At 64.9% G+C, this 11,171-nt stretch carries 11 protein-coding genes; 6 read left to right on the forward strand and 5 right to left on the reverse strand.

The annotated features are described in order from the left end of the window. Positions 1–66 precede the first annotated feature (66 nt). The 3 genes from phnE to phnC form a co-directional block, all read right to left on the reverse strand. Entirely contained in the window at positions 67–774 is a 708-nt protein-coding gene (phnE, locus tag FAZ98_RS19645) for a phosphonate ABC transporter, permease protein PhnE (protein ID WP_233272834.1), read from the reverse strand. A 236-nt stretch (positions 775–1,010) separates the two neighbouring features. Then, on the reverse strand, positions 1,011–1,997 hold the full coding sequence (gene phnD, locus FAZ98_RS19650) for a phosphonate ABC transporter substrate-binding protein (RefSeq protein ID WP_158953028.1): 987 nt from the start codon (positions 1,995–1,997) through the stop codon (positions 1,011–1,013). Between the two features lie 45 nt (positions 1,998–2,042). Further along, positions 2,043–2,882, reverse strand: coding sequence for a phosphonate ABC transporter ATP-binding protein (gene phnC / locus FAZ98_RS19655; protein ID WP_199272352.1), 840 nt, complete (start codon positions 2,880–2,882; stop codon positions 2,043–2,045). Between the two features lie 298 nt (positions 2,883–3,180). On the opposite strand from phnC, the gene FAZ98_RS19660 reads away from it, so the two are divergent. The 4 genes from FAZ98_RS19660 to FAZ98_RS19675 all read left to right on the forward strand — a co-directional run bounded on the left by FAZ98_RS19660 (position 3,181) and on the right by FAZ98_RS19675 (position 7,044). Next, positions 3,181–4,218: a M14 family zinc carboxypeptidase gene (locus tag FAZ98_RS19660; RefSeq protein ID WP_158953032.1), complete on the forward strand. Its 1,038-nt coding sequence runs from the start codon at positions 3,181–3,183 to the stop codon at positions 4,216–4,218. Beyond that, positions 4,218–5,000: an alpha/beta fold hydrolase gene (locus FAZ98_RS19665; protein WP_158953034.1), complete on the forward strand. Its 783-nt coding sequence runs from the start codon at positions 4,218–4,220 to the stop codon at positions 4,998–5,000. The genes FAZ98_RS19660 and FAZ98_RS19665 overlap by 1 nt, the downstream gene beginning before the upstream one ends. 74 nt (positions 5,001–5,074) lie before the next feature. Beyond that, positions 5,075–6,142, forward strand: a complete 1,068-nt coding sequence (selD, locus tag FAZ98_RS19670) for a selenide, water dikinase SelD (protein ID WP_158953036.1) — start codon at positions 5,075–5,077, stop codon at positions 6,140–6,142. Further along, positions 6,139–7,044, forward strand: coding sequence for a cation diffusion facilitator family transporter (locus FAZ98_RS19675; protein ID WP_158953038.1), 906 nt, complete (start codon positions 6,139–6,141; stop codon positions 7,042–7,044). The genes selD and FAZ98_RS19675 overlap by 4 nt, the downstream gene beginning before the upstream one ends. Positions 7,045–7,265: 221 nt before the next feature. On the opposite strand, the gene FAZ98_RS19680 is transcribed toward FAZ98_RS19675, so the two are convergent. Together FAZ98_RS19680 and FAZ98_RS19685 are read right to left on the reverse strand one after the other, a co-directional pair. Beyond that, entirely contained in the window at positions 7,266–7,541 is a 276-nt protein-coding gene (locus FAZ98_RS19680; protein WP_158953040.1) for a DUF4148 domain-containing protein, read from the reverse strand. Positions 7,542–7,816: 275 nt separating this feature from the next. Beyond that, the gene (locus FAZ98_RS19685; protein WP_158953042.1) at positions 7,817–8,821 is read right to left on the reverse strand and encodes a LysR family transcriptional regulator; all 1,005 of its coding nucleotides are present in this window, start codon (positions 8,819–8,821) and stop codon (positions 7,817–7,819) included. Positions 8,822–9,007: 186 nt separating this feature from the next. Between FAZ98_RS19685 and FAZ98_RS19690 the strand changes: the two genes are divergently transcribed. Together FAZ98_RS19690 and FAZ98_RS19695 are read left to right on the forward strand one after the other, a co-directional pair. After that, entirely contained in the window at positions 9,008–9,901 is an 894-nt protein-coding gene (locus tag FAZ98_RS19690; protein WP_158953044.1) for an alpha/beta hydrolase, read from the forward strand. A 58-nt stretch (positions 9,902–9,959) separates the two neighbouring features. Next, the gene (locus FAZ98_RS19695; protein ID WP_158953046.1) at positions 9,960–11,171 is read left to right on the forward strand and encodes an efflux RND transporter periplasmic adaptor subunit; all 1,212 of its coding nucleotides are present in this window, start codon (positions 9,960–9,962) and stop codon (positions 11,169–11,171) included.

Below are 11,171 nucleotides of genomic sequence, written 5' to 3' on the forward strand. Positions count from 1 at the left end.
CCGGAGTGAGTTTTTCTAACTTTTTTCTAACCGGCTCGCGCGGAGTGACGGAGTGAGTATGGCGCGTTAGATCACGCGTGCACGCAGTCTCGCGGAGACGAGGTCGATAGCCGTGACCACGACGATCACCATGATGAGCACCGCGCAGGTTTGCTGATAGTCGAACGAGCGGATCTCTTCGTACAGCACCACGCCGATCCCGCCCGCGCCCACCATGCCCACCACCATCGCCGAGCGCACGTTCGACTCGAAACGATAGAGCGCGAACGAGATCCACAGCGGCAAGACTTGCGGCAGCACGCCATAGACGATCTCGTCGAGCGGCGAGGCGCCGGTGGCGCGCACGCCTTCCACGGGCCGCGGGTCGATGGCTTCCACGGCTTCGGCAAAGAGCTTCGCGAGCACGCCCGTGGTGTGCACCCAGAGCGCCAGCACACCCGCGAACGGCCCGAGTCCCACGGCCACGATGAACAGCATCGCGAACACCATTTCGTTGATGGCGCGGCACGCGTCCATCAAGCGGCGCACGGGATGCAGCACCCACGCGGGCGCGAGATTGTGCGCCGACATCAAGCCGAACGGCACCGCGCAGACGATGGCCAGCGCCGTGCCCCACATCGCCACCGCGAGCGTCACCCACATTTCATGCACGTAGGTGCGCCACTCGCTGAAGTCGGGCGGGAAGAAGCCGCGCGCGAACGTGCCCATGTTCGCGGAGTCGGAGAACAGATCGAGCGGCCGCATGTCCGCGCCGTGCCAGGCAAAGCCGAGCATCGCGAACACGATCGCCCAGAGCAGCAGCGAAGACCAGCTGCGCTTCGGCCCGGCTTCCAGCGGCTTCGGTGCGGCTGACGGTGCGCTCGCGGCCACCGGCGCACTCGTCGCGGCAGATGCCGTGACCGCAGCCGCAGGAGTGACCGCAGCGGGCGTCACGTGCGCGTCCGGCACAGGCTGCCCCGAGCCTTCGCCGTGCGCCACAACGCGTGTGCTGTCGAAGTCCATTGCGCCCATTACGGTTTCGCGGGCGCGCCGAGCGCACCGATCTTCGCGTCGATGGCCGCGATCTGGCTCTTGCGGTCGTCGTCGGAGAGATGCGTGTCCGCGGCGATCTTTTCTTTTTGCTGGAACAGTGCGACCTGACGGATCGGCAGCAACTGTGCGTCGCTGGACGCGGCGAAGCCCGCGTAACCCGTGATGTTCGCCATCACCGCTTTTTCCTTCGGGTCGGTCTTCGCGTAGTGCGTGAAGAAGTCGAGCAGCTTCTGCTTCGTCGCAGCAGGCAGATCCTTGCGCCACACGAGCGGATCGGACGGAATCAACGGCGAGGTCCAGAGCACGCGCACCTGCGCGAACTTGTCCGGATGCTTCTGCTTGAGCGTGGCAAGCTCGATGGTGTTGTTGGTCGCGATATCGACCTTGTTGTTGACCACGGCGAGCAGATTCGCTTCGTGGCTCGACGGCAGCACGGTCTTGAACGTGGAAGCGTTCACCGACATACCGTGTTGCGCGAACAGGTAGTAGCCCGGAATCAGCGTGCCAGAGGTCGAGTTCGGATCGCCCCAGCCGAGCGTGAGATCCTTGGGATGCTTGAACACGTCGTCGAGCGTTTTCACCGGGCTGTTGACGTTGGTGATGAGCACCGACTTGTAGCCCGCGTCGCCGTTCGCGTAGAGCACCTTCGCGAACACTTCGCCGTTCGAGCGGTCCACGGCTTCCATGGCCGAGGCATTGCCGAAATAGCCGATCTGCACCTTGTTGAAGCGCATCGCTTCGATAATGCCGGCATAGTCGGTGGCGAAGAATGCCTTCACGCTCAGGCCGGTCTGGCGGTTCATATCGTCGATGAACGGTTGCCAGCGTTGTTTGAGCACCGCCGACGTATCCGTCGAAATGATGCCGAAGTTGATGTCTTCCGCGTGCGCGGCCGAGGTGCCGAGCGCTGCGAACGCGACGGCGCCGGCGGCGCACCAGGAAAGCATGGAACGAAGCAGTTTCATGTGAGGCGGTCCGTGGTGAGATGAACGTTAGAACTACGGAATAACTCAGGCTGCGCGCGGCTGGGCGCCGAACCGTTGCGACGAGGCAGCCTTCGCGTTGGGTTCGAGCAGTTCGCGCGCGGTGCTGCCGTAAAGCTGTTGCAGGAGCGTGGGCGTGAGCGCGGCGGAGGCGCCGTCGTACACCACGCGCCCGTCGCGCAGCGCGACCGTGCGCGGGCAATACTGCATGGCGATATCCACTTGATGCAGCGACACCACGACCGTCATGCCGTGCTCGCGATTGAGCATGCGCAGCATGTCCATCACGCGGCGCGACGACTCGGGGTCGAGCGACGCGATCGGTTCGTCGGCGAGAATCAGGCGCGCGCGCTGCACGAGCGCACGCGCCAGCGCGGCGCGCTGCTGCTGGCCGCCCGAGAGATTCGCGGCGCGCATCGCGGCTTTATGGGCGATGCCCACTTCGCCGAGCGCGGCCACCGCGAGTTCGCGCTCCGCCTGCGGAAAGCGGCCAATCAAGCGGCGCCACAACGGCATGCGCGAGAGTGCGCCAATCAGCACATTGGTTTCCACCGTGAGCCGATGCACGAGATTGAACTGCTGAAACACGAAGCCGATGTCGCGGCGAATGCGCCGCACTTCGCGCACGATACGGCCGTCCTGCTGGATCGGGCGGCCGAGAATCTCGATGCGCGAAGGCTGCGGGTCGGAAGGCGTGAAGCCCGCGATATGACGCAGCAGCGTCGACTTGCCCGAGCCCGACGCGCCGATCAGCGCGACCATCTCGCCGGTGCCGACACGCAGGTTGATTTCGTCGAGTGCCTTGCGTCCGCCGTCGAAACTCTTCGACAAACGTTCGATGCGAATGGCGTCCATGACAGCGTTCATAACAATCCGTCGCGGTTGAAGTCGAAGTCATTCTAGAAAGCGACTGTGACGTTTGAGTGAAGGTAGCGACGTCTAGACGACTATATGTTTTGGTCGGCAATAAAGTTGACGATAACGGTGCACGCAACGCTTCGCGATATGACAGGCGCGTGACGAAAAATACGTGTCATGCGCAACGTCATGGGAAGCGGATATATTGATGAACATTGCGCGTGCTGTCCCTGGTTTCACTGACTTATTGCTGACTTATTGTCGACAGCCGCGCCCCGAGTACGCCGAGTCCATCACAATGAGACGCATGCGCCAGGCACTGAGCTTCCTGCCCGACAGCTTTGCCGAATACGAGGACCTCAAGTCGATCCTCGACGCCGGCGCGCGCTGGTTCGACATCCGCAGCGCGGGCGAAGTCGAAGTGCGCGGGCGCGCGTTCTCGCTCTACGTGGCGGCGATCGGTTCGCGCGATCCGGCCGCGCCGGCAATCGGTTTCTTCGGCGGCATACACGGGCTCGAACGTATCGGCTCGCAACTCGTGCTCGATTACATGCGCGCGCTCGTGGGCCGGCTCGCGTGGGACGAAATGCTGATGCGTCAGCTCGAAAGCGTGCGTATCGTGCTCGCGCCCATTCTCAATCCCGGCGGCATGTGGCTGGCCACGCGCGCGAATCCGAACGGCGTGGACCTCATGCGCAACGCGCCGCAAGACGCCGACGAACGCGTGCCATTTCTCGCGGGCGGCCAGCGCGTGGGATCGTGGTTGCCGTGGTATCGCGGACAACGCGGCGCGGCCATGGAAGTGGAAGCGAATGCGCTGCTCGATATCGTCGCCGAAGAACTCGCGCCGCGCCCGCTTTCGTTCGCGCTCGACTGTCACTCGGGTTACGGCTGGAGCGACAGCATCTGGTTTCCGTATGCGCGCACGCGGCGCCTGATGCGTCACCTGCCGGAAATGTACGTGCTCAAGACAATGTTCGAGCGCGCGCATCCGCATCACGGCTATACGTTCGAGCCGCAGAGTCATCAATATTTGTTGCACGGCGATCTGTGGGATTGCGCGTACGATCGCGCGCCGCCGGGTCATATCTTTTTGCCGCTCACGCTCGAACTCGGTTCGTGGTTGTGGATCAAGAAGAACCCGCGTCAACTGTTTTCACGCCAGGGCATGTTCAATCCGGTGATGCAGCATCGCACCGCGCGCGTGCTGCGCCGTCACGCGAACCTGTTCGAATTCCTCACGCGCGCCGCGTACTCCGCGCCGCGCTGGCTACCCGAAGGCGTGACGCGTGACCAGGTGCTGCAAAGCGCGATCGGGCATTGGTATCGCAGCGCAGGCGCGTGATGAACGAGACGCGCGACCACACATCATCGCCATGGATCCTGTTGCGCGGCTTGACGCGCGAATCGCGTCACTGGGGCGCATTCGCCGCGTTGCTGGCGGCGCGCGATGGTGTGGTGCCGATCGATTTGCCGGGCAACGGCACGCAGGCGCACTCGCCTTCGCCGCTAAACGTGGAGGATTACGTCGATGCGATCCGTGCCGAAGCGCTGCGTCAAAACGTGCGCGCGCCGTATCGCGTGCTCGCGATGTCGTTGGGCGGCATGGTGGCCACGGCGTGGGCGTTGCGCTATCCGCACGACATCGCGCGACTCGTGCTGGTGAATACGAGCCTGCGCCCGTATAGCCGTGCGCCGGAGCGCTTGCGGCCTTCGGCATGGCGCGCGTTGTTGCGCGTCGCGCGGCATTGGCCGGCGCGAGACGGCGACGACCTTGCCGAAACGCTGATCCACGGCCTTACCTGCGCGCGCCGCGACACGCTCGCCGCCGACCTCGACGCGTGGCGCGAGATACGCGCGAGCGCGCCCGTGAGCCGCGCGAACGCGTTGCGCCAGTTGGCGGCGGCCGCGCGTTACGCCGCGCGCGGCGTGCCGGCATGCGACGTGCTGATCGTCTCGTCGAAATCGGACCGGCTCGTGAATCCGGTCTGTTCGGCACGGCTCGCGCGCGCCTGGAACGCGTCGCACGTCGAGCATCCATGGGCGGGGCACGACCTGCCGCACGACGACCCGCAGTGGCTCGCGGCGGCGCTCGGCGTGGATGCCGATACGACCCGCCGCGCCTGAGCGCGCGCCTGTCGTTTGGGGCACGATTGCCCCATAATACGCATCAATCCGGCACTTTCAGGACGTTTCCGAACATGAACGACATTCCCGCCATTGGCGCGGCCGTTCCGCGTCTCACGAGCCTTTCGCACGGGGGCGGTTGCGGCTGCAAGATCGCGCCGGGCGTGCTCTCCACGCTGCTCGCGCGCGCCACGCCGCTGACCGCCGCGTTCCCGAACCTGCTGGTCGGTACCGAAACCGCCGACGACGCCGCGGTCTACAAGCTCAACGACGAGCAGGCGATCGTCGCGACCACCGACTTCTTCATGCCGATCGTCGACGACCCGTACGACTTTGGCCGTATCGCCGCGACCAACGCGCTCTCCGACGTCTACGCCATGGGCGGCAAGCCGATTCTCGCGCTCGCGCTCGTGGGCATGCCCATCAACGTATTGCCGCACGACGTGATCGCGCAGGTGTTGCGCGGCGGCGAGGACGTGTGCGCGGCGGCGGGCATTCCGGTCGCGGGCGGCCATTCGATCGATTCGGTCGAACCGATCTACGGGCTCGCGGCCATCGGCATCGTGCATCCCGAGCGCGTGAAGCGCAATGCCTCCGCGCGTGCGGGCGACGTGCTCGTGCTCGGCAAGCCGCTTGGTGTGGGCGTGCTCTCGGCGGCGCTCAAGAAAGAGCTACTCGGCGACGCGGGTTACCAGGCGATGGTTGCGGCCGCAACCTTGCTCAACACGCCGGGCGCGGCGCTCGGCGAACTGCCCGGCGTGCACGCGATGACCGACGTCACCGGTTTCGGCCTGCTCGGCCACACGCTCGAAATCGCGCGCGGCGCGAATCTCACCGCACGGGTGCGTTACGCCGATCTGCCGTGGCTGCCGGGCGTGCAGAAGTTCGTGGACGAAGGCGTGTACACAGGCGCCTCGGGCCGCAACTGGACCTCGTATGGCGAGGCCGTCCAGCTCGCGCCCACGCTGCCAGAAAGCGCGCGCACCTTGCTCACCGACCCGCAAACCTCGGGCGGTCTGCTCGTGGCGTGCGCGCCCGAAAGCGTGAACGACGTGCTGGCGATCTTCCGCACCGAAGGCTTCGCTGAGGCACGTGTGATTGGCGAGCTGGCCGAAGGCGCCGCGCGCGTCGACGTGCTATGAGCGCGGAGTCGCCGAAAGCCATTTTCTACGCGCTCGCCGCGAACCTGGGCATCGCGATCATCAAGTTCGCGGCGGCCGCGTTCACGGGCTCGGGGTCGATGTTCGCCGAGGCCATTCACTCCACGGCCGACTGCGGCAATCAGCTGTTGCTGCTGCTCGGCTTGCGTCAGTCCCGCGAACCGCCCACGCCGCTGCACCCAATGGGCACGGGACGCGCGATCAACTTCTACTCGCTGCTGGTGGCGCTGCTGCTGTTTTTCGTGGGCGGCGCGTTCTCGGTGTACGAGGGCATTCACCGGCTGATCGCGCGCGAGCCGCTGCAATACGTTTATATCGCGTTGGGCGTGCTCGGCATTTCGGTCGTGCTCGAAGCGCTCTCTTTGTACGGCGCGATGCGCGAGATTCGTGCGGGGACGCCGAACAAATCGCTGTGGCGCTGGTTTCGCGAAACGCGCGACTCCGACCTGCTCGTTGTGGCGGGCGAAGACATCGCGGCGCTCGCCGGTTTGGCCATTGCGTTCGTTGCCGTGCTGCTCACCGTGATCACGGGCAATCCCGTGTGGGACGCGTGCGGTTCGATCGCCATCGGCATCTTGCTGATGCTGATCGCGCTGCTGGTTGCGCGCGAAGTGAAGTCGATGATCGTGGGCGAATCTGCGAGCCCGGAGATGCGCCGCGAGATCGACGCTTTCCTGCGCGCGCGTCCCGAGATTCGCAGCATCATCAGCCTGATCACGCTGCAATGGGGCAAGGAAGTGATGGTGGCGGTGCAGTGCGAGATGATCGATTACGACCATAGCCGCACGATGGTCGAAGCGATCAACGTGATCGAAGCCGATTTGCAGGCCCACTTTCCCGTGGTGCGCTGGGTGTTCTTCGAGCCGGACTTCGTGAATCGATAAAGTCGATAACGCGCGCCAATGCGGCTGTGTCACGCAGGCGGCATCCGCAAAAAGCCCGACGGCGTTCCGCACCGTCGGGCTTTTTGCTTCTGCGGGTCGTGCTTCAATGCCGGAACGGCGTCCACACCGGCGTGGTCGTGTCCCAGTGATCGAGTTCCGAAGATTTCATGATGGACTCCTGAATAATCGATAAATTCAATCGAACCGATAGCCTGGGAGACTCAGTCGCCGGCGCGCGCCACGCTCGTGGCCTGCGCATGCCGCTCTTGCCGCGCGATGCGTTGCGCCTGCGTGCGGCCAATCAGGCTTTGCTCGGGGTAGCTCGTCTTGTTGAGCGAAGGCAGCGTGCCGTCGCGGTATGCGGCGACGAGTTCGGCCTTCACTTCAGCGCGCGTTTTCGGTGCGCCGTTGTCGGTGGATTGCGCGAATGCCGATGCGCTGGCGGCGAGCGAGAGGACCAGCGTGGCGCCAATGGCGGTTGCGAGAGTGCGTTTCATGATTTGCTCCTGTTATGGGTCGCCACGTGTGTGGCGCTGCGACAGGAGGAAATGTAGTCGCGAGTGAGTTCGCGATAAACCGCGCAATCGCGAAAGGAATTGTCGAAATTCCAGAACAATTCCCAAAAACGACAAAGCCGCATCCGGGCAAAGTCTTGCTGGATGCGGCTTTCAGACGATTGACGCGTTGCTCGCGCCGCTCGTTTTATGCGGCCCGGCCTGCGCGGCCCAGCCTACGCGGCCCGGCCTATGCGGCCCGGCCTATGCGGCCCGGCCTATGCGGCCCATTCCGAAATCACCGGCGTTTCGAGTGCCGGTGCCTGTTCGCGTTCCTCGAGCGTGCGCAGCGTGCAGGCCTTGTCGAGCGACGCGCGGCCGCTCAGCAGCGGGCAGCGGTCGAACACTTCGGCGATCCAGTCCACGAACACGCGCACTTTGGGTGACAGATGACGGCTGTGCGGATACACGGCCGAAATCGGCATGGGCAGCGGCTTGAAATCGGGCAGCACTTCCACGAGCTGGCCCGAGCGCAAATGCGGCAACACCATGTAGCGCGGCGCCTGAATCAGGCCGAAACCTTCGAGCCCGCAGGTGACATAAGCATCCGCATCGTTCACCGACACCACGCTCTTGAGCTTGACCTCGACCTCCTTGTTGTCGAGCAGAAAAGCCCAGTCGATCACGCGGCCCGTGCGGCTCGAAAAATAATTCACCGCGCGGTGATTCTCGAGATCCTCGAGCGTTTGCGGCGTGCCGTGATGCTCCAGATACGTGGGCGACGCGCACGAAACCCCTTCGAACAGGCCGATTCTGCGCGCCACGAGCGACGAATCCTGCAGCGCGCCCACGCGCACCACGCAATCCACGCCTTCCTGCAAGAGGTCGACCGGACGATCGGTCAGGCCGAGTTGCAGGTCGATATCCGGGTAGCGCGTGTGAAATTCGCACAGCGACGGAATCACGATGAGCCGCCCGATGGAGCCGGGCATGTCGATGCGCAGCTTGCCGTGCGGCTTGCGGTTGCGGTCCTGGAACGTCTGTTCGGTTTCCTCGACGTCGGCGAGGATGCGTATGCAGCGCTCGTAATACGCGGCGCCGTCCGGCGTGAGCGAAAGGCGGCGCGTCGTGCGATGCATGAGGCGCACGCCGAGAAATGCTTCGAGGTTCTGAATGATCGTCGTGACCGAAGCGCGCGGCATGTCGAGCGTTTCGGCGGCGCGCGTGAAGCTGTTGGTATCCACGACGCGGGTGAACACCTGCATGGCCTGAAGGCGGTCCATTGCCACTCTCCAAAAGGAATTCGGCGCCTGGTGCGCACGCTGAAACACAGCGTACTCACGCGAGAAGAGACAGATTGTTCAGGCGCGCCGAATTGTGTTGCCGGATTATAGGCATTTATTTGCAAGTCTGCCGAACCCACAATTCGCTCCATTCGAATCTACTCTCGCGCATTGCGCCGATTTGACATGGATGTCTTTAAACGCCCGTTGTCCGCGATTTCCGCCGAGGAAGTGGCGCACGCCGCTGGCAATGCCAGTACGCCCCCGGCCGCCACCGGCGTGCCGCGCGCCAGCGGCCTGATCACCACCGACGTGCTGATCGAAGGCCACGCGAAACAGATCCAGTTGCGCGTGTATCGCCCGGAAGGCGTGAGCGGCTTGCCCGTGTTGCTGTATTTCCACGGCGGCGGTTTCGTGCGCGGCTCGATCGAGGAAGCGGAGCCCGCGGGCCGCTTTCTCGCAGAACGCTTACCTGCGCTCGTGGTGAGCGTGGGCTATTCGCTCGCGCCGCAGTATCCGTTTCCCGCCGCGCCCGAAGACGCGCATCGCGCGGCGCTGTGGGCCATTGCGCGGGCGCGCGCCTTCGGCGGCAATGCAAAGCGCCTGATCGCGGCGGGCCACGACGCGGGCGGTCAGATCGCCAACGTGCTCGCGTTCATGGGTCGCGATCGCGGCGACGTGAAGCTCGCGGCGCAGGCCCTGTTCGCGCCGATGCTCGACCCGAGCCTCACGCGCCTCGGCGACGCCGCGCGGCTCGGCTCCGACATCACCGCGAGCGAATGCGCGGCCTGTTATCGCGCGTATCTGCCCGAAGCCGCGCAGCGCATGCATCCGTACGCGGCACCGCTCGAATCGCGGCGTCTCGCGGGCCTGCCGCCCACGCTCATCGTGACCGCGCAGAACGACGTGCTGCATATCGAAGCGGAGAAGTACGCGAGCCGACTCATCGATGCGGGCGTGCGCACGCAGGTGATGCGGTATCCGAGCGTCTCGCACGCGGACCTTGCCACGCACACGAGTTCCCTGAACGAAGCCGTGCGCTTTTTCCAATGTTGCTTCGACGCCGGCACATCGTGCTGACGCCGTAGCGCGACCGAACCAGTCAAGAACAATCAACCATTATTTTCTGGAGTTCGACATGTCACTTTTTTCGCAAAACCGCTCACGTATCGCGCTCGCGGTGCTAGGCGTGCTCGTTGTCGCGGGGCTCGGCACGTTTGGCGCGATCCGCCTCGACTCGCATCCGGCCGTGGCCGCCGAGGCGCCGCCCGCGCCGGAAGTCGACGTCGCCACCGTGGCGAATCGCACGATCACCGACTGGCAAAGCTACTCCGGCCGCATGGCCGCGGTCGAGAAGGTGGAGATTCGTCCTCAGGTGTCGGGCACGATCGTCTCCGTCAATTTCCGCGACGGTGCGCTCGTGAAGAAGGGCGACACGCTGTTCGTGATCGACCCGCGCCCGTATCAGGCCGCCGTCGATCAGGCCGCCGCGCAAGTGGCCGCTGCGCAGGCGCGCTCGGGTTACGCGCAAAGCGACTGGGAACGCGCGCAACGTTTGATCGGCGATAACGCCATCGCCAAACGCGATTACGACGAGAAGCAGAACGGCGCGCGCGAAGCGAGCGCGAACCTGAAGGCCGCGCAAGCCGCGCTGGAAACCGCGCAGATCAACCTCGGCTACACGCGTGTCGTCGCGCCGGTCGCGGGCCGCGTTTCGCGTGCGGAGATCACGGTGGGCAACGTGGTGAGCGCGGGCGCGAGTTCGGCGCCGCTCACGACGCTGGTTTCCGTATCGCCGATCTACGCCGAATTCGACGCCGACGAGCAAACCTATCTCGACTATATCAGCCGCATGAAGGTGGGCTCGAAGGTGCCGGTGGAACTCGGTCTCGCGAACGAAAGCGGTTACTCGCGCACGGGCACGATCGAGTCGGTGGACAACCGTCTCGACACCTCGTCGGGCACGATCCGCGTGCGTGCGCGCTTCGACAACACCGACGGCGCGCTGGTGCCGGGCCTCTATGCACGCATCAAGGTGAGCGGCAGCGCTCCGCATCCGGCGCTGCTCGTGGACGAAGCCGCCATCGGCACGGACCAGGACAAGAAGTACGTCTATGTCGTGGACGGCGCGGGCAAGGTCGGTTATCGCATCGTGCAGACGGGCGGCCAGCAGGGCAACCTGCGCGTGATCGTGGGCGGCCTGAAGGCGGGCGAAAACGTGGTCGTGAACGGCACGCAGCGCGTGCGACCGGGCGAAGCGGTGCGCTCGCATATGGTGCCGATGAACGGCGATCCCGATGCCGACGCGGCTTCGGTCGCGAAGGACAACGCCGGCACGAAGACGTCCTGA

The organism is Paraburkholderia acidisoli (assembly GCF_009789675.1).
GTDB lineage: Bacteria > Pseudomonadota > Gammaproteobacteria > Burkholderiales > Burkholderiaceae > Paraburkholderia > Paraburkholderia acidisoli.